Here is a 21,141-nt window from a genome sequence, read left to right as displayed (position 1 = left end):
AAAAAAATACCCTGAAAAAATCAGGGTTTCTTTTATATTACAATTGAATCACCCACAGGCAATAAAATCAGTTCTTTGTGTTTGTTTGCGAATTTTTGTTTTGCCACTTCGTGATCGATTTTAATGTATCCAAAAGTATCATAATGATAGCCTAATACTTTTGTTACATCTAAAAATTCAGCAGCCACAGCAGCGTCGTCAACATCCATTGTAAAGTTGCTTCCTATTGGTAAAATGGCTAAATCTAAAGGATTTCGCATAGAAACCAGTTTCAAATCATAAGTCAACGCCGTGTCACCGGCAATATATAAATTTTTATTATCGGCTTCAATTACAAAACCTCCAGGTTGTCCGCCATAAGTTCCATCGGGAAAACTACTTGAATGAATGGCATTTACATATTTTAAACGCCCAAAATCAAAATCCCAGCTTCCCCCGTGATTCATTGGATGTGCTTTAAAACCTTTTGCTTCATAATACCCTGCAATCTCTGCATTTGACACAATCGTAGCACCTGTATTTTTTGCAATAGTTTCCACGTCTAAAATATGATCGCCGTGTGCATGTGTAATTAAGATATAATGGGCCTTTAAAGAGTTTACATCAATATGTTTTGCCAATTCGTTTGCCGAAATAAAAGGATCTACAATAATATGAATGTCGTTTATTTCGATTCCTAAGGACGCATGTCCGTAATACGTTATTTTCATAGTTTTAATTTAAAATGATTGCAATTGAGAATAATAAAGATACAAAAAAAGTAATGAGTGCAATGCGTTTTAATTCGGGATCTAACTTTCGAGCATTTTTTGTTTTTGCCACAACGGCTAAATTTTTAAACAGCGGAATCAATGCCAAAACATATGCAAATTGATACCATTTTGTGAAGGTTTCAAAAGCAAAAATATTGAACGCAATAACAGCAGTAATGATTAAAAAAAAGTGGTAATTTTTAGCTTTTGCATATCCCATTTTCACTACAAGTGTGTTTTTATTCATGGCGGCATCGTTTTCAATATCGCGCATATTGTTCATGTTTAATACAGCTGTACTTAGCAAGCCAATTGCAACTGCTGGAAACAATATTTTTAAATCGATGCTATGCAAATATAAATAATACACCCCTAAAGTGCTTACCAATCCAAAAAACACAAACACAAACACATCACCCAACCCACGATAACCGTAAGCAGATGATCCAACTGTATATTTTATAGCAGCACCAACGCAAGCCACAGCTAAAACCAAATAAATTATTGCTTGAAAAAACTGTTCTTTACCAAACGAACAATAGATTACAGCCACCGATGAAAGCAATCCCAGTACCGAAGTGATTATAATCGCTTTTTTCATAGCTTGTTTGGATATTTCGCCGCTTTGAATGGCTCTTTGGGGTCCTACTCTATTATCGTTATCGGTACCTTTTACTGCATCGCCATAATCGTTGGCATAGTTAGAAAGCACCTGAAAAAACAACGTGGTTAGCAAACACAGTCCAAAAATTAACCAAAACGAAGCGTGTGATGGAACGGCGTGATAGGCACATGCACTGCCCAAAATAATACCGGAAACCGACAATGGCAACGTACGCAAACGTGCAGCTTTAATCCATTTTTTCATGAATATGTGTGTTTACAAATTGAGTGATAGTAGAAAAAACAAATGCTTTTTCTTCTTTATGTGCGGTGTGTTTGGCACCTGAAACAATACATTTTTGAACAATTCCCGAAGCCTTATCAAATGCATTGACCTGATTCATAGAACCAAATTCATCTAATTCGCCTTGAATAACCAAAATTGGAACGGTGATACGGGGAATAAAATGCTCGATATTCCAACTTTGATGCGCACTAGAAAGCCAAGTTTTGGTCCACGCGTAGTATAAATCATATACTTTATCGCCGTGGTATTTTTGTAAAGCCTTTGCAATTTGTGTGTTGTGTAACATTTCTTCTGCTTCGCGAACACCTTGCAAAGTTTCTTTTTCAATCAGCACGTGAACTCCTTCAACAATCAACAATGTTGTATTCTGTGGATACATTCCGGCATAAATTGTTGCCACCGATGCTCCATCTGAAAAACCAAACAAAACAGGTTGTTCCACTTGCCAATACTGCAACAAATCATTCAGAATAACCGCTTCTTGTTCTAGATAATCTATAGGTCGTTTTACGGTATAATTTTCCGAATTGCCGTAACCTCGTCGGTCATAAGAAATCACATTACAATTCAAAGCCATTGCCAATTCCTCTGGCCATTCTCTCCACAAAACGGTACAACCTAGCGAATCGTGCAATAAAACAATGGTTTTTAGTGGGTTTTCAACCGACCATTTCTTGTAATAAAGCTTTGATGTTTGTATAAAAACGGTTTCTTCACTCGTTGTTACATCCATGAATGTTTATTTTTTTCTATTTTGTAAAGAATTTCATTTGCCATTTGTTGCAACAGTGTAAAATCATAATAAAACAACGTTACCGTTCCGCCGGCAGTATGCAAAATTAGTGAACCTATTTGATTTTTTTCTTGAAAATAACTTTGTGAAATAGAAACTTTTTGAATTTTATAGATAGGCAGATTAATGGTAGCAATATCCCAAACACCTTTTTTTAGAACAATAAAATCATCTTGATACATCAATTTTTCGTTTTTGTAGCCCAGATACATCAATAGATAAATTGCAAAAAAAGCAAGAACCACCACCCATGAATAATACAAAGAATCGGTTGCATACAACACTCCCATAGCAATGAAAACTGGTAAACACAACCACAACATTTTTAAAAGCAAAACCCGTTTATTCGGTTTGAAATAATGCTGGTTATCTATCAAATTTTTGCTAAAAATAACTTGAAATAATGCGTTTAATTCTAAATAGTTAGCTCCAGGAACAATCAATCCTTTTTTGTTTTTATTATCTTCTGTTGATGCAACTTGTTTTATTTTTACTTCAAAGAGATTCATGAGCCTTTGAAAATAATTTTGCTGAAATAAAAACATTTGCACCTTGCTTGATTTTACGGATACAATATGCGAATCGGTCAAACCATAAGATGCTGTGATGTTTTGTTTTTTAAAATTGATTTGGTAATTGTAATAAGTGAGCAAGGTGCGTCCTAAATTAAAAAGAACAATTAACACAATGAGCGCTAAAATCATGAGAAGACCCACAAAACCAATATATTGCTCATAGGAAGCATCAAAAATATCATCGTAAACCGTGGAGTTGTCATCTAAGTAAAAAAGATCTTGCAATTGGTCTATAATTTGAAAAGAAATGGCAATCATTAAACCCAACGTTTGGAAATAATTGCGTGTTAGACCAATTTTTATAAGACTTGGCAAACCAATATTTATGGTGTTTGATATTGTATTAGCTTGCTTTTTTGTTTCTTCTTCAGGTGATTCATCCGTATCAAAACTATGAGTTGTTAACACTTCGGTTGATTCGTAGTTTGTAATTACTTCTTTAAATGCTAAAGCTTTTTTATAATCAACACCATTGATTTCGATTTCGGTTTTAGAGCTTCCGGCTGTGTCAATACTTATCAAATATAAACCAACTAATTTATGTACGAATTTCTGGTTTAAATTTACTTCGTGAATTTTATCTAAACTCACAACTGTAGTTGATTTGCTTAGCCAGCCTTTTTTTATAATTAATTCATTATGAACAACTTCATACGAAAAATAAAAAAAATCGACCAATTTTCTTAGAAAAGTAAAAAACGTAATTACTGCAATTCCCGCCAATAAATACCAGCTTTTTTCTCCTTTTCTAACAAACATGATGGCTAAAATGGGCCACGATGCCCGAACAACAGTCCACAAAGAGGTTGCTAATACCAAAAACAAGGCTTTGCGGTCTAATTTATTGGGTTGACTAAAATTATAGTTCGTTTTCTGACTCATTGTTTAAATCTTCCATTCGATTCATTAAAAAACTTTTCCAACGTTCAGCTTCTTCCAATGTGAGCCCAGGAATAGATATATCTGAAAAATTGTTTGCAGCGGTATATAAAGCCAATGTTGCCAAACCTAATTTTTTTGCATACCATCCTTGTTTGATTACCACGTGTTGCAAACGAATATATGGCGAAATGTGGATGCTTTTAACAATTAAACCTTTTTTAAAAATGACATCGTGCTGGCGAAAGGCATATCGTTTCTTTTTGTAGGAAATTAAGGGAAATATAGCCAAAAGCAAACAGATAAATAGGATTCCACTAATAAAATACCACTTTTCTACTTCCTCAAAAATAAAAAAAAGAGCTGTAGCACCAGCCGCGCCTAAAAACAAAATAATCAAGGAATTTAGCCATACTATTTTTCTGTAATTGTGATGCAATGGCTGTGTTTCCACCTCTTGATATGTGGGTATTTCGTTTATTGAAATGGTATTGTTTTGAAACATGGTTTTAAATTTTCAATAAGTGTAAAGTTAAAGAAACTTCTATTAAAATAATATGGATTTCGTATTTATTACAAACAAAAAAAGTTTAACAAAATGCTAAACTTTTTCACAAAACATACCTTTCAATTATACGTTTTTCTTCAGATAAGTAGCAATCACCTTTTTTTCGGCATCTAACAATTGTAATTCGTCTTTTTTAATTTGGATCGATTTTACACTTCCAAAAGGTACGCTGTATATTAAATGTTTCATTTCATCACCGCAATAACGCATGGTTGACATGCCTTTATCAAAGCTCACTTTATTGTCTGTGATATTAAATTCGCCACCTTGTCCATTACAGCCGTCGCTAGAGCTGTAGTAGTTGTCATTAAAAGACAACACCAATTCTTTTTGCTCATCGGTTGGAACAAAATCACGATTTTGAACATCTAATCGCTTCAAAACCCAAGAAGTATTGTTTAATGTATTTTTTATTTGTTCCGATGTTGCTTTCTGCGAATCGAACTTATTTTGAGAACATACACACGACATAATTCCTAAATTAAACATTAAAACGATTGCTAAAAATATGATTCTTTTCATTTGATTTTTATTTCAAATATACTACTTTTTCTTCTTTAAACTAAATCCATACGCCAATCTTAATGCAATTTGATCGGTTTCGTAGTCGCTGTAATGTTCATATCGCAAGCTGGCATCTAAATATTTATTGGCAAAACCAAAAACTGGTGCCAATATTAAAGAATTATCAAGAGCACCGTTTACACCAAAAGCTGCACCCGCTTCGCCCATCGTATAAAATTGATTTCCAAAAAAATACTTTACACCTAATTTTGCAGGTATAAAACCAACATCTTCTGGTTCTGTAAATAAATGTGTGTAACCCGATGTGAGTGTTAATGATGTTTTTCTGCTCATATCATATTGTGTACGCACGTCTATTCCCACACTTCCATCATAGGCACCGTCTGTTGGAAATCCGCCATTTAACCCAAAACCTAATCTAAAACCTCTGTTGTAATTGGTTTGACTAAACGCCATTGCGCTTAAAAATAATGTTGTTGCTGTTGTTAAAAGAACTTTTTTCATACTATTTTTATTTTTTTTAGGCAATAGCAACAAATGTTGTGCCAGCGAGTGCCTATCTTTGCAAAAAAATTGGAATGACGCTTAAAAAGTACACACAAGAATTTGGCTATAACTTTAAATTGGCTTACCCAATAATTTTGGCGATGCTTGGCCACACCATTGTTGGAATTATAGACAATATTATGGTTGGGAAAATTGGCGCTACTCAACTGGCAGCTGCTTCGCTTGCAAATAGTTTTGTGTTTATTGCTTTATCAATTGGCGTGGGATTTTCTTCTGCAATCACGCCATTGGTTGCTGCAGCCGACACTGAAAATGACACCGCTAAAGGTAGATCTGTTTTTATAAACGGAGTGTTTCTATGCACCGTTTTAGGATTGATTTTGTTTGCACTTTTGTATTTCTTTAAGCCTTTTATTGATTTGATGAATCAGCCAGACGATGTAGCACAAATGTCTAAACCATTTTTAGATATCGTTGCGTTATCACTAGTTCCTTTGGTAATTTTTCAAGGTTTTAAACAATTTGCCGATGGAAAATCGCAAACCAAATATTCTATGTATGCCACAATTATAGCCAATATCATAAATGTGCTTTTTAATTATCTATTGATATATGGTGTGTGGATTTTCCCCGAAATGGGTATGATGGGTGCTGCTTACGGCACTTTAATTTCGCGCGTTGTAATGCTTGTTTACTTTGTATATATCATGTACAAATTACCTGCTTTTAAAATTTATTTAGAAAAAATAGCGTTCAAAGAAATCAACCTAAAAATGAGCAAATACATTAGTGCAATTGGTATTCCATCATCGATGCAATCATTGTTTGAAGTGGCTTTGTTCACAGGTGCTGTTTGGCTTTCGGGAATGTTGGGAACTTCTTCACAAGCAGCCAATCAAATTGCTTTGTCTATGGCTTCAATGACTTTTATGTTTGCTTCGGGGTTGAGCGTTGCAGCCATGATACGTGTGGGCAATCAAAAAGGTTTGAAAGATTATGTGAAAATGGAAACCGTTGCCAAATCAATTATGTTAATGACCTTGATTCTTTATTCAGGCTTTGCATTGTTTTTTGTGTTATTTCACAACTATATTCCCTTGCTTTTTTTAGATAATACCGATATAAGCCAAGCAATTACAAACCAAGAAGTAATCGATATTGCTGGAAAATTATTACTGATTGCCGCGATTTTTCAAATATCAGATGGTATTCAGGTAACCGCATTGGGCGCTTTAAGAGGTTTGCAAGACGTGAATTTACCCATGATTATTACTTTTATATCCTATTGGGTAATTGGTTTTCCGCTGTGTGTTTATTTAGGGCTATACACCCCTTTACAAGCAGAAGGTATTTGGTATGGATTGTTGGCAGGATTAACTGTGGCTGCAATTTTTTCGTATCTTCGCTTCCATTTCATGTCAAAAAGATATATTAACAATAACATAAAAATTTAAACAATGGATTTACCAAAATTTGTTTTAGCCGATAACACCGATTTTCCTGATCATTTATTTGTGATACATTTAGAATATCCGCGTTTCATTATTGATTTAGAAACAGAAAACATTGAATTTTTAGAGGAATTAGACGAATCTGAAGAAATAGAACTTAAAGAAGAAATGGATCGTTTAATTGATCTTGCTGGTGAATTTTACGAAAGAGAAATTACCCGTTTTGCCGAAGATGAATAAAACAAAGAAGCTGTCCGAAAAGTCGGACAGCTTTTTTTTGTTGTATTTTTTCTCCAAAATAATTATCTTAGAGTTGCACAAAAAACCAACAATGGCTAAGGTAGTTTTTAAAAATCAAACAGGCAATAGTCCTGAACTTTTTCCGATTAATATTTTTGATAAAATCCCTAATAATCACCCTGTTCGATTAATCGAAGAGGTCGTTAACTCGTTGGATATTAGCAATATAATTAAGTTGTACAAAGGAGGTGGTACCTCTGCATATCATCCAAGAATGATGATTAAAGTGTTGTTTTACAGCTATTTGTCAAACGTTTATTCTTGCCGGAAAATAGCTAAAGCACTCACCGAAAACATCTATTTCATGTACATTTCGGGCAACTCTACGCCCGATTTCCGAACCATTAACGACTTTCGAGGGAAAATATTAAAAAATCATATTCAACAACTATTTGCCGAAGTAGTGAAAATGCTGGTTGAAATGGGCTATGTAAGTCTTGATATTCAGTACATTGATGGAACAAAAATCGAAGCCAAATCGAATCGTTATACTTTTGTTTGGAGAGGTTCGATTGAAAAATACAAGGAAAAATTAGAAGTTAAAATCAACACGATTCTTTCAGATATCGAAAGTGCTATTCAGTCTGATAATCAAGAAATTAACAAAGAAGAATTACCTAAAAGCATCAATTCGGAAGAACTTCGGGAGAAGCTATCGATCTTGAATAAAAAGCTGAAAGAACCCACTAAAAAACAGGCAAAAGAGCTACAAAAACTTCAGGATGAGCATCTTCCAAAATTAGAAAAATACGAAAAAGACCTAGAAACTTTAGGCGATAGGAATTCTTACAGCAAAACCGACCCTGGCGCTACTTTTATGCGGATGAAGGAAGATCACATGAAAAACGGACAGCTTAAACCGGCTTATAATACGCAGATTTCAACTGAAAATCAGTTTATTACCCACGTTTCCATCCATCAAAAACCGGGGGATACCACGACTTTGGAATCGCATCTCGATGGTTTTGAAAATCTCTATGGAAAACAAAGCAAAGATGTGGTTGCCGATGCAGGTTATGGAAGCGAAGAAAATTACGAAATGCTTGAAAATAAAAGCATTAAAGCCTACGTGAAGTACAATTATTTTCACAAAGAAGCGAAACGGACGATGAAAAATAATCCGTTTTTGGTTCAGAATTTATTCTACAACAAAGAACAAGATTTTTACGTTTGTCCGATGGGTCAACGAATGGAAAATGTTGGCAAAGGAAAACGAATTTCGAGCAACGGACACGAATCGCAAGTGTCTTATTATCAGGCAAAAAACTGTAATAATTGTCCGCTTCGAGAGGAATGTTTCAATGCAAAAGGTAATCGCAGAATAGAAGTCAATCACCGGTTGAATGAGCTTAAAGAAAGGGCTCGAAATTTATTAACGAGCGAGAAAGGGCTGGAACATCGCAGTAAACGCCCTATAGAAGTAGAGGCTGTTTTTGGGCAACTCAAGTACAATAATGATTTTAATAGATTTACATTCAAAGGCTTAGAGAAAGTAGAATTAGAATTTCTACTGATGGCTCTTGGACATAATTTTAGAAAAATGGTGGCTGTAGCAGTTGCGGGAAGAAAAACGGTATTCAAACGCCGTATTTTTGGTTCTAAACTTGTCATTTTTGTCGAATTTAGATGCTATCAGCGGTCTTTATTTCAAAAAAAGCAAGAAATTAACTTTAGTGATGATGTTGAAAAGTTAGTAGTATAACAAAGAGGCTATCCTTTTTGGACAGCCTCTTTTTTATGCGAGTATTCGATCTAATGTAAAACGTATCAATTCATCGATTGTTTTGTACGGATCAGCGCTAAAAGTTCCGTTTTTACGATTGGCAACAATAGCATTTAACGAAAGTGCTTTGTGCCCTAATAATTTCGATAAGCCGTAAATTGCTGCGGTTTCCATTTCTAAATTGGTGGCTTTTAATCCTTCATAAGCAAAAGAATCTATTTTATCATTCAAAAATGCATCTTGCAGGGGTAATCGTAAAATTCTGCCTTGTGCACCATAAAATCCGGGTGCTGTTATGGTAATTCCTTCAAAAATTCTATCAGGTTGAAACTTCTTCAATAAATCATTATCAGCAGCAATAACATAAGGCAACCCTTTAGAAAGATCCCAATTGGTGTGGTTTACAAACGCTTTTTCTATGGATTGATTTTGAATATTTTGTAGCTCATAACTGCGCAACATATTGTCGGTACCAATAGCAAATGCCGACATTAACAAAGAATCAACAGGAATATCTGCTTGCAACGAACCTGATGTACCAACCCGAATAATATTTAAACTGGTTAAATTAGGTTTTACTGTTTTTGTTCTAAAGTCGATATTCACCAAAGCGTCTAATTCGTTCAGCACAATATCGATATTATCAGGACCAATTCCAGTTGAAATCACGGTTAGCCGCTTGCCTTTATACAGTCCGGTTTCGGTTTTGAATTCGCGTTTTTGCGTAGAAAATTCAATCGAATCAAAATATTTTGTTATAGATGATACCCGATCTTGATCGCCAACAAAAATAATATCATTGGCAATATTTTTGGGTTTTAAATTCAAATGATAAACACTGCCATCCGGATTTAAAATAAGTTCTGAATCTTTTATCTTTTGCATATCAACCTCCCACTCTTTTTACTTTATATCCCTCATTTTTAAGATAATCCATTATTTTATCCCGAAAATTTCCTTGAATAATAATTTCACCATCTTTTGCACTTCCACCCACACCACACAAGTTTTTTAATTCTTTAGCTAAAACCTTTAAATCATCGGCAGATCCAACAAAACCTTTAATAACAGTTGCTACTTTTCCACCGCGGTTTTTCTTGTCTAAATGTGCTTCTAATAATTGTTCGTTGGGTGCTAATGTTTCTTCGTTTTCAGAATTTTGTTCTAAATCGAAATCTTTATTGGTTGAAAAAACAAATCCACCTAAATCTTCTAAACTCGATATTTTTTTTGCCATTTTTTAACGATAAATTTTGATAATCAAATATACATAAACTATATAGAAAGCTTATTTTTGTAAGAATAAAATTAACAATTTTGAAGATATCTGATTTACATCAACTTACACAAGAAATTATCGATGCCATTGCCACCAAACAACCGTTGCTTGCAAAAAACCGAATTTCAAAAATTCAAGAATTAATCGATTCTTTAATTGATTCTACCACAAATAACGAGGAATTGGTTGAGCTATCGAAATATCAAACCTTGATTACCGTGCTAAATAATAAATTAAAATAGTACATTTACTTAAATTTTTAATTACAACTTTTTATGAAAACCGTTAGAATTGTTGGCGTACCCGAACATTTTAATTTTCCTTGGCAATTATCGATTGATGAAGGAATGTTTAATGAAATAGGTATTGATTTACAATGGACAGATATACCCGAAGGCACAGGAAAAATGTGTAAAATGTTGCGCAAAAATGAAACCGATTTAGCCGTGATTTTAACCGAAGGAATTTTAAAAGACATTGCCAATGGAAACGAGTCGGTTATTTTGCAAACCTACGTGCAGTCGCCTTTGCAATGGGGAATTCACGTAAATGCGAAGAGCAATTACCATACGGTTGATGATTTGTATGGAAAAAAGGCAGCCATTTCACGCTATGGTTCTGGTTCTGAATTGATGACTTATGTGAATGCAGCCAATCAAAAATGGAGTTTCGATTCCCTGTCATTCGAAATAATTAACACCTTAAGCGGTGCTGTTGAAGCATTAACCAACAACACAGCCGATTATTTTATGTGGGATCGTTTTATGACGCAACCCATTGTTTATCAAGGTGTTTTTAGAAGAATTGGTGTGTGCCCCACTCCCTGGCCATGTTTTATGATTGTTGCCCGCAAAGATTTTTACAACCAAAACAAAGCTTTGGTAAACAATTTGATAGAAACCATAAATCAAACCACGGCCGAGTTTAAAATGATACCGAGTATCGATAAAACCTTGGCAAGTGTTTTCAACCAAAAATTAGAAGATATTCAGCAATGGTTGCAAATAACCAAATGGTCGCAAAAAAAACCAACAGAAACGCAATTTAATCAAATTATTGCCGATTTAATACAGTTTAAAATTATAAACCAACCATTGAGTTATTCTGAAGTTGTTGTTTAAAAATAGTTAATGAAAATAGCCAACATCAAATTATTGCGTACTCTAAATAAGCTTAGCCTACCTAAGCCTTGGGATACTATTATAATTTTATTGTTGACTATTTTAACTTTAATACCGGTTTTCATTATTCTGCATCAAAATTTAATCGATCCAGAATGGCCCATACACTTAGACCGCATTTTATTATTCGTAGTAATTACAGCAGTTGTAACGTATGTTTTGCATTACATTAAACGTTTTTTGTTCTTTGCGATAATTACCTATTTACTGGTACTTTTATTTGGCACTTTATCGACAGGTTACGGTTTTAAATCGGTTTTCGAAGATTACCGTTCCATGATTTATGCCATGAGCGACAACCCCAATCCACAAGACATTATTGTATCAAAACTGTTGCCTTTTCCCAACAAATCAAAAATTATTAAGGCAATAGAATACGATAATCCCAAAGTGCGCAACTTTGCAGTGGGTGCAACTGCTAAACATTTTAGAAATATCAAAGGATACAAAGAATACCGACAAATTATTCAATGTTTTGCCATTTTTAAAGAAATTCAAGACAAATGGAACTATGTAAACGATCCTAAAAACCGGGAATATATTGCCACTGCTTCTGAATCATTACAGCATTTTTCGGGCGATTGCGACGATCACTCTATTTTAATGGCGGCATCTATACGGGCAATTGGTGGAACTCCGCGATTAATACACACAAAAGAACACATGTATCCCGAAATGCTTATTGGAACAAAAGCCGATTTAGAAAACATTGTGTATTTAATTAAAGAAGTTCTGTTTGTAAAAGAATCAAAAGGAAAAACGATACATTACCATATAGATGAACGCGGGCAAGTGTGGTTAAATTTAGATTATACCGCAAAATATCCAGGCGGACCTTTTATGAGTGAAGAAATTTTAGGAGAATTAACCTTGAACTAATGACCAATATATTTATAACAACCGGTGCTGTTTTTGGCGCTTTAGGAATTATTTTCGGAGCCTTTGGTGCACATGCTTTAAAAAAGATTTTTAACAAGGAGCAACTAAATAACTTTGAAACAGGTGTGAAATATCAAATGTATCATGCTATTTTGTTAATAATTGTAGGTTTCAACCTTAATTATATCACAAAATTGCAAACCTTGTTATACTATTCATTAACTTTCGGAATTGTTTTATTTAGTTTTAGTATTTATGCACTTTGCATAAGCAGTGCATGGAATAAAAAAGTTAAAATACTTGGACCCATTACGCCGATTGGAGGATTAATGCTACTAACAGCTTGGGTTTTGCTAATTTTAAACTCTATAAATTAATTTTATTTTTATTAACATTAAATTTTATACATTTACACAGAATTAAATTAACTATTTTAAATGAAAAAATTATTTGCACTTGCTTTTACTGCAGCAGCTTTAGTTTCTTGTAATAAAGACGGATACACGATTAAAGGTGAAGTAAAAGGTTTGGAAGACGGAACAAAAGTTTATATTAATAAACAAGACGAAAACGGATTTACAAAGATTGATTCAACCGAAATTAAAGGTGGTGTTTTTGAATATAAAAGCGAAAAAACACCCGAAACCGATTTATATTTTATTGAGTTAGGAAAAACTCAAGAATTTATGTTTCCTTTTGTAGTTGAAAATGGAGACATTAAATTTACTTTTGATAAAGCAAAACCAGAAGATGCAAGAGTAAAAGGTACTAAAAATAACGATTTACTTGCATCATATAACGAAGAAGCTTACAAAATTCAGACTGAAATAATGGATTTTCAAAAGCAAAACCAAGCTAAATTCATGGAAGCGCAGCAAAAAGGCGATCAAGCAACTATGAAGTCTTTAATGGATCAAATGACGAAAATTCAAGACAAATATGTAGATCAAAACAAAAAATTCATCACTACCAATAAAGATTCTTATATTTCATTATTGTTGTTGTCGCAATTGGCAATGTCTGATGCATTAAAGTCAGAAGAAATCAGTAAATATTTCAACGATTTAGATGCATCGGTTAAAGAAACGAAAAAAGGGAAAGAGTTTGCCGAAAACTTGAAAAAGATGGAAACAAACCAAAAAGAAATGCAAGCAAAACAGCAAAAAGTAGCTGTTGGGCAAAAAGCACCAGACTTTTCTGCAACAACACCTGATGGTAAAACAGAATCGTTAATGGCCAATTTAGGTAAGGCAACAATCATTGATTTTTGGGCTTCATGGTGTGGACCTTGTCGTAAAGAAAATCCAAACGTGGTAGCACTTTACAACAAATATAAAGACAAAGGTTTAAAAATAATTGGTGTTTCATTAGACAAAGAAAAAGAAGCTTGGATGAAAGCAATTGCCGATGATAAATTAGCTTGGATGCATGTATCAAACTTAAAATTTTGGGAAGATCCAATTGCGAAAGAATATGCTGTTGAATCAATTCCTGCAACATTTATCTTAGATGCAAACGGAACAATCGTAGCAAAAGATTTAAGAGGAGCAGAATTGGAAGCAAAAATCGCAGAAATTTTAAAATAATTTATTGTGAAAATATTAGAAAAGGTCGGTATATTGTTACCGACTTTTTTTGTTTATATGATTCAACTAACCGAAGTGATTTAAACTTTTTATTGCCAAATAAATAATGTGTAATTAAATGATAATTAATTATTTAACCACATAGATTCGCAGAAAATATAGACTTTGGAATGTGCATAAGTACACGTAGTTTTTTAAGCGACGCTTAAAAACTATGTGTTCCTAAAGTTTTGTCTATGAATTAAGTCAGGAGAGTTATGTTTCTGTAGTTTATTGAATTTTTCATGTATTCTATTACCACAAAAGTTTAAATGAGTTCACCAATAAATACAATAACTACAAAGATAATTTCGTTTTTTATAATAAGCTGAACGAAATTAAATGAACCTACACTAAATCTTATCATTATGCGGAGCGTAAATATTTATATGTTTTTCCACCGCTATCTAAAAGATATTTATACATTTACAAAAAAAATACATAAATGACTAGTCACCAACAACGTGTACAAGAGGCAGTACACTTTTTTGTCAATAAAGACACTTTCTTAGGCTTTAGAAAATTGTTAGATTGTGCGATGGATACGCAAAACATGCATATTTATCAAGATGCAATTGCGCTCACTGATTGGAAAGAGAAAAACCCAAAGGAAATCGAAGCTTTTAGTGCTAAAGCAAAAGAATTACTAGAAAAAATAGCGCAAATTCATGTGGAACCCCATACAGCAAACGAATTGGTGTTAGAAGCTAATGACCTTACGAAAAGCTATGGTTCACAGAAATTTTCTTTGGGTCCGGTTTCGTTAACCCTTACAAAAGGTCAGGTATTTGGCTTAGTGGGTGAAAACGGAAACGGAAAAACCACTCTTTTGCGCATTTTGGCGAAAGAAATTGCTCCTACAAACGGAACATTGCGCTATCAATTCAGCACCAAAATTCAGAGCGATTACGACTTGCGGACTAAATTGATTTACATTCCACAACGAACCGATAAATGGTATGGCAGCTTGCTGGACAACTTGCGCTTCGTGTTGGCTAATTACGGCGAGCGTCCCGAGGAAATTGAAACCCGGGTTTTATTGATGGTTGCTCGTTTAGGCTTGTGGAATTACAAACACTTAAAGTGGAGCGAACTTTCATCGGGCTATAAAATGCGTTTTGAATTGGCTCGTACTTTATTGAGAAAACCCGAAATTTTGTTATTAGACGAACCTTTGGCAAATCTTGATGTGTTGGCGCAACAAATTATTTTGGAAGATCTAAAAGCAATTTGTAATTCGGTAAATAACCCCATTGCATTAATTCTAAGTTCTCAACAATTGTTCGAGGTTGAAAAAATTTCTGATAAAGTAATTTTCCTTAAAAACGGACAATACAATCCATTGGCAACTGCTGAAAACGACTCCGAAAAACCATTAATCATGGAAATTGACACTTCGGCCAGTCGTGAAGAGTTACTATCTATTTTTGAAAATTTTGCTTTAACAAAACTTACTTTTAACGGTGGAGTTTATACTGCATACTTCAACGCAGAAACACTATTTTCAAACGCAATCGTGGCATTGGGCGCAGCTAACATTCAACTTACATATATCCGTGATATATCGGCATCAACCCGCAGATTTTTTGTAAACTAATAAATCACTCTTATGAATTTTATCAATAAAATAAATAAATACCTTATCGACCGCTATCCAACTATTTGGAACACACGCATTGTTTGGATGCTTGCATTAAGCATGCTGCTACACATACTGTTTTTCTTTATTGGATACGTTTCGCACAACAATCCCGTTTCTTTGCAAAATAGCGGTGTAATTGATGACTTTTTTTCCAGCGGATTCATTCTGGTAAACATCATTATTTCGGTGCTCTTGCTTGTGGGGTGGTTGGTTTATATGTTTAAAAACAACGGTTTCAAGAATTTTTATCCAACCAGCAATTGGAAACTTTTCGGTCAATTTGTTTCCTATCTAGTAATTATTTTTGCGTCGATTACCTTTTATTTTTCGTATATGTTTGGTTTCAGAACATATATTAATCAGGCTTATCCAAATAATGAATTCGTAAAAGATGTTGCAATAATAAACAAAGCTTATCCCTTTTTATCGCTCGAGTATCAAGATTTTGAGTTGGATAAAAAAGCCTATCCAAAAATGTTTATGGATTTGTATTGCGAAACCAATAGCAATTACATTCATTACAGCGAACCTTTTTATACATTAAAAGATAAAAATTATCAATTTTTTCGATTGTATGAAGTAGCCGTTACTGAACGCGATGTAAACAGAGATTTTAAATACCCTGCTGCCGAATATAAAAAAGGTACGGAATTGGCATACAAAAATATTGTGGCAGATACTTGTTTTTATTATTTTAAGAAAGAAGTGGTTGATGTATCTTCTCATGTAAAAAGCGCAGAATTCAGCTATTATAATTTTTCGAGAGCATTTTATACGGTTGATTTTAACACTGTTGATTATTTTGATCGATACAATAACTCGTACAAATATCCCGAGCCTACTTACAACGGAATGTACGGAGTAAACCTGAATGCAAACAAAAACTACAATTTTAGTAAGGATTTTGCCGGTATTTTAAATCGAAAAAATCCACAGGAAATCAAAAAGATTTTAAACGATTTTTTAGAAGTTTCAAAAAAATATCAAATTAAAACCGATTTATCAGCAGATACTTGGTTTAAAATGGTGTATCATCCCACCGATTTTGAAGTGAAACATTTTATCGCATCAGAAAAACCAAGTCCAAGAACGTATTACACTGCCACTGCTGATTCTGCTGCTGTTGTAATCAATTCTGCCTATGAAGAAGTGGAAGTTGCACAAGATGCAGCAGCTACTGTTTCAGCTGCCGTTGCCACAGAAAATGAAAATTTGTTAAGCAATTATTACTATAAAAAACTCAGCAAAAATTATTACGAAATTAGTAATCTTAACTATTTATTGCGAAGCGTAGAACTTGTAAAAACGGTAGATTTTGTTTCAAGAAGCATTCATGTATATATATGGATGGCTTTCTTTTTATCTACTTTAATTTTTTGTTTTAGAGTTACCAATTTGCGTGCAGTGCTGTTTTCAGGAGTTACTGCTGGTGTGTTATCTTTGGTGGTGGGACTCATTTCGCTGTTGTATGCAATGGGCGTTTCAAATGATGAAGAATATTTTGTAGCATATTTGGTGTTAGCCATTTCAACCATCGTTTTATTAATTCCATTACTGTTCGTAAACTTCAGAAATAAATTATTTACTGCTATTTTTATGAATATAAGTATTAATGGATTTGTTTTGTATGTGTTGTTGATTTTAGGCATTATCAGCATGCACCAAAACGATGCTTGTCGCGAGATGCCTGGTTATTACGATAGTTATGCTGCCCGAACTTGTACTACTTTGTTAGAAGATTTAGACATGAATACCAGTTACATACTGTTAGCAGCCGGATTAATTTTTATATTTTTATACACTGCTGTAATTAAAAAGTGGCGTGCTGTGCCTGAATAATTTCAAAATAAAAGTGAAGCTTTTGGGCTTCACTTTTTTTCTTAATAATTGATTTTAAAATACTATTTAACTTCTTGTTTTTCTAATTCAGCAATTACAGCGCGCAAACAACTTTCGTTATAAAACAACCAATTGTCGATAAATTCAGGAGCCTCAGCAACTTTAAATGTATTTCGTACCATTTTATATGCTTTTTCAGCATCTTTTTCATCATAAAAAACATGTTTCCAAAAATAAGGCACGCGTTGCCATTCATATAAAAACAAACCGTTTCGGGCATAGAGAAATGGCGAATGAATACCATCGGTATGAATAAGATCGTAGCCACCATACATGTGCACACGCATGTAAGCAGCAATGTATTTTAAGTTGGCAATAAGTCGTTCTTTTATTTGCTGATTGGTTTCTTTTTGTATAGCCGGAAAGCGCCATTTGTTAAAAGCCAGCGAGCGAATATCATTTTCTTTATCAAGCTTTTCAAAATCGGTACTTAAATTAATGTAATAGTTGGTATTACCTTCCAATTCAAGCATAAAATCGCTTTTATAACCTTTAAAATCTCCATGAATTTGAATGCATCCCTCCTCTTCTTTTAAAATTTTTAAAGGTAAATCACCATAAAGAGCGGATTGCAAAACGATTTCGTCTTTATTCACCAATTTATAAGTGCCATGCATGAAATGATTGCCTATAAGAAACGTGAAATCTTTATTTGGTTTCAACGACAAATAGGAATAAAATGCATAAGGTTCCGTACTTTCTGCAATGGGCAATACCTTGTCAGGAAGTCTTTCCGAATATTCATTGAATCGCTGTTCATTAAAAACATTGATAATTCTGAAATCTTGATCTTTAGAAAAATCGATCGTTTGTATGTTAGGATTCCATTTGCTGCAGGCAATAAAAGCAAAGCACAAGAAATATAAAGTGATTTTTTGGTACATAGAAACAAATTTAAAAATGCAAATATAAAAAGTCGGTGAAAAAATGAATCATAAAATGTAGAAAATTAATCCACCACGATTCGTTTGATGTCTTTGGGCAAACGTGCCAATAATTCATAATTCAACTGGTTGCTGTTTTCGCTAAACGAAGCCAACGAAATTGTCTGTTCGGCTTGACTTCCGATCAGTACCACTTCATCCCCGATTTGCACATCGGGCAGGTTGGTCACGTCCAGCGTTAGCATATTCATGTTCACACTTCCGATTACATCTACCCGAAATCCATTGACCAATGCTTTTCCCTGATTGCTCAGTTTGCGACTGTATCCATACGCATATCCAACCGGAACGATGGCGATTTTCGTCGGAATATTCGTATAAAAAGAAGTACCATAACCGATGAATTCTCCGGCATTTACTGTTTTCACTTCGATTACTTTACTTTTCCATGAAATCACTCTTTTCAGCGGATTGGGTTCTTCGGGATGTTGCAAATAATGGTGAACGTAGGTTTCGTTATTTGGGAAAAATCCATACTGTAAAATCCCTACTCTTACCATATCAAAAACATATTTCGGATAACGCAAAACGGCTGCCGAACAAGCAATGTGGTATTTTGGAGCATGATTTTCCAGCAACTCAAATTTCTTTTTGATTTTTTGAAATTGTTGGATCTGGTCTTTGATTCGTTTGTAATTGGCAATGCTTTCCGAACCCGCCAAATGTGTACAAACGCCTTTTATTTCGATTAAATACGTTTCGTTAATTTTTGACATAATTGGTTTGAAATCTTTCGGTGCAAATCCGGTTCGATTCATTCCAGTTTCAAATTCCAAATGGATTTTTGCATTCAGATTTGATTTTTTTACACAATTCAACACATTCTCCAACGAATGGAAATTGGGAACGTAAAATTCAATATTGTGTTCAATTGCCCACATCATTTCGTGGTGGTTCAGGGTTCCCATGATCATCAAAACAAATTCACCACGCACCGATTGCAAAAGTTGATAGGCTTCTTGCGCACTGTAAACACTGAAATGGCGGATGCGGCATTCATACGCCAGCGGACCATAGGTTTCTATGCCATGACCATAAGCATCACCTTTGACCACAGCTGAAAAAATGGTTTTTTCGGGGATGGATTTTTGTATGAATTTTATATTTTGTGCTAAAGCTGATTTGGAAATTTCGATCCAGGAAGCCGGTTCCGGTTTATAGTGCATTTTCTAAAATTTTGTAAAACATTTTGAAGCGGTTAAGGTAATTTCATCTGGAAAATCATAGTCGGGATTGTGAAGCGCCGGACAATTTTCGCCCGAACCAATCCCAAACATGGCACCCGGAATCAATTGCGTAAACAAGCCAAAATCTTCGCCCCATTTAAACGTTTTTTAATCTTTTTGATTTTCAAAAGTAAGGGCTTAATATGATTTAACTTTACGACTTTCCACATTCACATAAAAAAAATGCCACCCTAGCTGCGCAAACATAAGAGCCTACTACTTTGAGCCATTTTCAATAACACAAAGATTGCAAAATCTATCGGAGCAATGTAGTGTTTTAAATAGCTATACACTAACTAAAAATTAAAATTTAAGTATGCTACTAATCGTTCTTATTAAATGTGCGGTGTTCTTTGTATAAAGCCAACAGTTCATTTGCAGCAGTAAACGGCGATTTTTCATTGTTTTGAACGGCATGCTCTGCGCTTTTTAAATATCGATTAATCTCTGTATTTTGATAAAAATTTGAAAGCAATTGCTCATTGATTGTTTCTTTTAACCAATAAGCATTTTGATTATTTCGGTTTTCTTCAAAAAAATTATTTGCTTTTACCAACTTAAAATAAGCTTCTAAAAGTTGCCAAACCTCTTCAATTCCTTTATTGTAAAAGGCGCTAACGAGTAATACTTTTGGTTGCCATTTAGAGTCTTTTAAGGGAAATAAATGCAACGCACGATTCATATCGAGTTTTGCATTTTGTGCATGTTTTAAGTTATCTCCATCGGCTTTATTAATAATTACGGCATCGGCCATTTCCATGATTCCGCGCTTAATTCCTTGTAATTCATCACCTGCTCCCGCAAGGTTTAAAAGTAAAAAGAAATCGGTCATGCTGTGTACGGCTGTTTCACTTTGTCCCACGCCAACGGTTTCTATAAGAATGATATCAAATCCGGCAGCCTCGCACAAAATAATGCTTTCGCGGGTTTTTCTCGAAACACCTCCTAAACTTTCCCCCGAAGCTGATGGGCGAATGAATGCGTTTTTATTTTTCACCAAATCTTCCATTCGGGTTTTATCGCCCAAAATACTGCCTTTACTAATACTACTGCTGGGATCAACTGCTAATACCGCAACTTTTTTTCCTATCGAAGTCAAATAGGTTCCAAAAGCTTCAATAAACGTACTTTTGCCAACTCCTGGAACACCAGTAATGCCTATTCTAACGGAATTATTAGCATAGGGCAAACATGCTTGAACAATGCGGTTTGCTTGTTCTTTGTGAGCTATATTGGTGCTTTCAATCAATGTAATTGCCTTACTTAGTGAAGGAATATCGCCTTGTATCAATCTTTGAATCAAAACATCAACATCTATTTTCTTTTTACGGAAATTTTGAATGTTTTTTATGGAATTTTGATTCACATGATTGGGTTGTGCAATTCCATCCTTTTCATGTAAAGATTTTTTTTGGGGAAACTTTTCGTTTGGCATGATGAATCGTTTTAACAAACTTACAAAATTGTTCTAAAAAATTCTTGA

General features: G+C 34.1%; 22 protein-coding genes and 1 pseudogene. 10 read left to right on the top strand and 13 right to left on the bottom strand.

Translation table 11 applies throughout. From position 1 onward, the window contains the following. Positions 1 to 32: 32 nt before the first annotated feature. From MG290_RS03410 to MG290_RS03380, 7 genes are all read right to left on the bottom strand, one after another. On the bottom strand, positions 33 to 710 hold the full coding sequence (locus MG290_RS03410; RefSeq protein ID WP_264562507.1) for a metal-dependent hydrolase: 678 nt from the start codon (positions 708 to 710) through the stop codon (positions 33 to 35). Between the two features lie 4 nt (positions 711 to 714). After that, positions 715 to 1,620: a 1,4-dihydroxy-2-naphthoate polyprenyltransferase gene (locus MG290_RS03405; protein WP_264562506.1), complete on the bottom strand. Its 906-nt coding sequence runs from the start codon at positions 1,618 to 1,620 to the stop codon at positions 715 to 717. Next, positions 1,604 to 2,395, bottom strand: a complete 792-nt coding sequence (locus MG290_RS03400) for an alpha/beta fold hydrolase (RefSeq protein ID WP_264562505.1) — start codon at positions 2,393 to 2,395, stop codon at positions 1,604 to 1,606. Before MG290_RS03400 ends, MG290_RS03405 begins: the two co-directional genes overlap by 17 nt. Beyond that, positions 2,386 to 3,912, bottom strand: a complete 1,527-nt coding sequence (locus tag MG290_RS03395; RefSeq protein WP_264562504.1) for a PH domain-containing protein — start codon at positions 3,910 to 3,912, stop codon at positions 2,386 to 2,388. The genes MG290_RS03400 and MG290_RS03395 overlap by 10 nt, the downstream gene beginning before the upstream one ends. After that, a complete protein-coding gene (locus MG290_RS03390; RefSeq protein WP_264562503.1) occupies positions 3,890 to 4,414 on the bottom strand; it encodes a PH domain-containing protein in 525 nt (174 codons plus the stop codon). Before MG290_RS03390 ends, MG290_RS03395 begins: the two co-directional genes overlap by 23 nt. A 126-nt stretch (positions 4,415 to 4,540) precedes the next feature. After that, a complete protein-coding gene (locus MG290_RS03385) occupies positions 4,541 to 4,999 on the bottom strand; it encodes an META domain-containing protein (protein ID WP_264562502.1) in 459 nt (152 codons plus the stop codon). A 21-nt stretch (positions 5,000 to 5,020) separates the two neighbouring features. Further along, entirely contained in the window at positions 5,021 to 5,506 is a 486-nt protein-coding gene (locus tag MG290_RS03380; protein ID WP_264562501.1) for a hypothetical protein, read from the bottom strand. A gap of 74 nt (positions 5,507 to 5,580) precedes the next feature. Between MG290_RS03380 and MG290_RS03375 the strand changes: the two genes are divergently transcribed. The 3 genes and pseudogenes from MG290_RS03375 to MG290_RS03365 all read left to right on the top strand — a co-directional run. Continuing rightward, the gene (locus tag MG290_RS03375) at positions 5,581 to 6,963 is read left to right on the top strand and encodes an MATE family efflux transporter (protein ID WP_264562500.1); all 1,383 of its coding nucleotides are present in this window, start codon (positions 5,581 to 5,583) and stop codon (positions 6,961 to 6,963) included. Positions 6,964 to 6,966: 3 nt separating this feature from the next. Then, the gene (locus MG290_RS03370) at positions 6,967 to 7,200 is read left to right on the top strand and encodes a hypothetical protein (protein ID WP_264562499.1); all 234 of its coding nucleotides are present in this window, start codon (positions 6,967 to 6,969) and stop codon (positions 7,198 to 7,200) included. Positions 7,201 to 7,291: 91 nt separating this feature from the next. Then, positions 7,292 to 8,803: pseudogene (locus MG290_RS03365) on the top strand (IS1182 family transposase); the annotation flags it as partial. Between the two features lie 192 nt (positions 8,804 to 8,995). Here the strand turns inward: MG290_RS03365 and MG290_RS03360 are convergent. Together MG290_RS03360 and MG290_RS03355 are read right to left on the bottom strand one after the other, a co-directional pair. Beyond that, positions 8,996 to 9,868, bottom strand: coding sequence for a nucleoside phosphorylase (locus MG290_RS03360; RefSeq protein WP_264562498.1), 873 nt, complete (start codon positions 9,866 to 9,868; stop codon positions 8,996 to 8,998). Position 9,869: 1 nt separating this feature from the next. Next, complete coding sequence (locus MG290_RS03355; RefSeq protein ID WP_264562497.1) at positions 9,870 to 10,220, bottom strand: translation initiation factor; 351 nt, start codon at positions 10,218 to 10,220, stop codon at positions 9,870 to 9,872. An 80-nt stretch (positions 10,221 to 10,300) separates the two neighbouring features. Between MG290_RS03355 and MG290_RS03350 the strand changes: the two genes are divergently transcribed. From MG290_RS03350 to MG290_RS03320, 7 genes are all read left to right on the top strand, one after another. After that, complete coding sequence (locus MG290_RS03350) at positions 10,301 to 10,504, top strand: hypothetical protein (protein ID WP_264562496.1); 204 nt, start codon at positions 10,301 to 10,303, stop codon at positions 10,502 to 10,504. Between the two features lie 33 nt (positions 10,505 to 10,537). After that, positions 10,538 to 11,383, top strand: a complete 846-nt coding sequence (locus MG290_RS03345) for a substrate-binding domain-containing protein (RefSeq protein WP_264562495.1) — start codon at positions 10,538 to 10,540, stop codon at positions 11,381 to 11,383. Positions 11,384 to 11,392: 9 nt separating this feature from the next. Further along, the gene (locus MG290_RS03340) at positions 11,393 to 12,322 is read left to right on the top strand and encodes a transglutaminase domain-containing protein (protein ID WP_257498717.1); all 930 of its coding nucleotides are present in this window, start codon (positions 11,393 to 11,395) and stop codon (positions 12,320 to 12,322) included. Next, positions 12,322 to 12,699, top strand: coding sequence for a DUF423 domain-containing protein (locus MG290_RS03335; RefSeq protein ID WP_264562494.1), 378 nt, complete (start codon positions 12,322 to 12,324; stop codon positions 12,697 to 12,699). Before MG290_RS03340 ends, MG290_RS03335 begins: the two co-directional genes overlap by 1 nt. Positions 12,700 to 12,759: 60 nt before the next feature. Further along, positions 12,760 to 13,908, top strand: a complete 1,149-nt coding sequence (locus MG290_RS03330; RefSeq protein ID WP_264562493.1) for a TlpA disulfide reductase family protein — start codon at positions 12,760 to 12,762, stop codon at positions 13,906 to 13,908. Positions 13,909 to 14,392: 484 nt separating this feature from the next. Next, positions 14,393 to 15,544, top strand: a complete 1,152-nt coding sequence (locus tag MG290_RS03325) for an ABC transporter ATP-binding protein (protein WP_264562492.1) — start codon at positions 14,393 to 14,395, stop codon at positions 15,542 to 15,544. A gap of 12 nt (positions 15,545 to 15,556) precedes the next feature. After that, a complete protein-coding gene (locus MG290_RS03320) occupies positions 15,557 to 17,428 on the top strand; it encodes a hypothetical protein (RefSeq protein ID WP_264562491.1) in 1,872 nt (623 codons plus the stop codon). A 62-nt stretch (positions 17,429 to 17,490) separates the two neighbouring features. Here MG290_RS03320 and MG290_RS03315 read toward each other — a convergent pair whose 3' ends face one another. From MG290_RS03315 to meaB, 4 genes are all read right to left on the bottom strand, one after another. After that, positions 17,491 to 18,372 carry a hypothetical protein gene (locus MG290_RS03315; RefSeq protein ID WP_264562490.1) on the bottom strand — a complete coding sequence of 294 codons (882 nt, stop codon included), beginning with the start codon at positions 18,370 to 18,372 and terminating at the stop codon, positions 17,491 to 17,493. A 65-nt stretch (positions 18,373 to 18,437) separates the two neighbouring features. Further along, positions 18,438 to 19,598, bottom strand: a complete 1,161-nt coding sequence (gene alr, locus MG290_RS03310) for an alanine racemase (protein WP_264562489.1) — start codon at positions 19,596 to 19,598, stop codon at positions 18,438 to 18,440. A 3-nt stretch (positions 19,599 to 19,601) separates the two neighbouring features. Continuing rightward, positions 19,602 to 19,736: a hypothetical protein gene (locus MG290_RS03305; protein WP_264562488.1), complete on the bottom strand. Its 135-nt coding sequence runs from the start codon at positions 19,734 to 19,736 to the stop codon at positions 19,602 to 19,604. 244 nt (positions 19,737 to 19,980) lie between these two features. Then, a complete protein-coding gene (meaB, locus tag MG290_RS03300) occupies positions 19,981 to 21,093 on the bottom strand; it encodes a methylmalonyl Co-A mutase-associated GTPase MeaB (RefSeq protein ID WP_264562487.1) in 1,113 nt (370 codons plus the stop codon). Positions 21,094 to 21,141 lie beyond the last annotated feature (48 nt).

The sequence above is a fragment of the Flavobacterium sp. CBA20B-1 genome, assembly GCF_028473145.1.
Taxonomy (GTDB): domain Bacteria; phylum Bacteroidota; class Bacteroidia; order Flavobacteriales; family Flavobacteriaceae; genus Flavobacterium.
This window is presented reverse-complemented; position numbering and strand designations above follow the sequence as displayed.

Excerpts from the sequence above, each read along its gene's own strand:
- MG290_RS03370 (WP_264562499.1), top strand. The coding sequence starts at position 6,967 with ATGGATTTACCAAAATTTGTTTTAGCCGATAACACCGATTTTCCTGAT.
- MG290_RS03405 (WP_264562506.1), bottom strand. The coding sequence starts at position 1,620 with ATGAAAAAATGGATTAAAGCTGCACGTTTGCGTACGTTGCCATTGTCG.
- MG290_RS03355 (WP_264562497.1), bottom strand. The coding sequence starts at position 10,220 with ATGGCAAAAAAAATATCGAGTTTAGAAGATTTAGGTGGATTTGTTTTT.
- MG290_RS03375 (WP_264562500.1), top strand. The coding sequence starts at position 5,581 with ATGACGCTTAAAAAGTACACACAAGAATTTGGCTATAACTTTAAATTG.
- meaB (WP_264562487.1), bottom strand. The coding sequence starts at position 21,093 with ATGCCAAACGAAAAGTTTCCCCAAAAAAAATCTTTACATGAAAAGGAT.
- MG290_RS03315 (WP_264562490.1), bottom strand. The coding sequence starts at position 18,372 with ATGTACCAAAAAATCACTTTATATTTCTTGTGCTTTGCTTTTATTGCC.
- MG290_RS03320 (WP_264562491.1), top strand. The coding sequence starts at position 15,557 with ATGAATTTTATCAATAAAATAAATAAATACCTTATCGACCGCTATCCA.
- MG290_RS03400 (WP_264562505.1), bottom strand. The coding sequence starts at position 2,395 with ATGGATGTAACAACGAGTGAAGAAACCGTTTTTATACAAACATCAAAG.
- MG290_RS03345 (WP_264562495.1), top strand. The coding sequence starts at position 10,538 with ATGAAAACCGTTAGAATTGTTGGCGTACCCGAACATTTTAATTTTCCT.
- MG290_RS03385 (WP_264562502.1), bottom strand. The coding sequence starts at position 4,999 with ATGAAAAGAATCATATTTTTAGCAATCGTTTTAATGTTTAATTTAGGA.
- MG290_RS03330 (WP_264562493.1), top strand. The coding sequence starts at position 12,760 with ATGAAAAAATTATTTGCACTTGCTTTTACTGCAGCAGCTTTAGTTTCT.
- MG290_RS03380 (WP_264562501.1), bottom strand. The coding sequence starts at position 5,506 with ATGAAAAAAGTTCTTTTAACAACAGCAACAACATTATTTTTAAGCGCA.
- MG290_RS03390 (WP_264562503.1), bottom strand. The coding sequence starts at position 4,414 with ATGTTTCAAAACAATACCATTTCAATAAACGAAATACCCACATATCAA.
- MG290_RS03325 (WP_264562492.1), top strand. The coding sequence starts at position 14,393 with ATGACTAGTCACCAACAACGTGTACAAGAGGCAGTACACTTTTTTGTC.
- MG290_RS03335 (WP_264562494.1), top strand. The coding sequence starts at position 12,322 with ATGACCAATATATTTATAACAACCGGTGCTGTTTTTGGCGCTTTAGGA.
- MG290_RS03410 (WP_264562507.1), bottom strand. The coding sequence starts at position 710 with ATGAAAATAACGTATTACGGACATGCGTCCTTAGGAATCGAAATAAAC.
- MG290_RS03340 (WP_257498717.1), top strand. The coding sequence starts at position 11,393 with ATGAAAATAGCCAACATCAAATTATTGCGTACTCTAAATAAGCTTAGC.
- MG290_RS03360 (WP_264562498.1), bottom strand. The coding sequence starts at position 9,868 with ATGCAAAAGATAAAAGATTCAGAACTTATTTTAAATCCGGATGGCAGT.
- MG290_RS03395 (WP_264562504.1), bottom strand. The coding sequence starts at position 3,912 with ATGAGTCAGAAAACGAACTATAATTTTAGTCAACCCAATAAATTAGAC.
- alr (WP_264562489.1), bottom strand. The coding sequence starts at position 19,598 with ATGCACTATAAACCGGAACCGGCTTCCTGGATCGAAATTTCCAAATCA.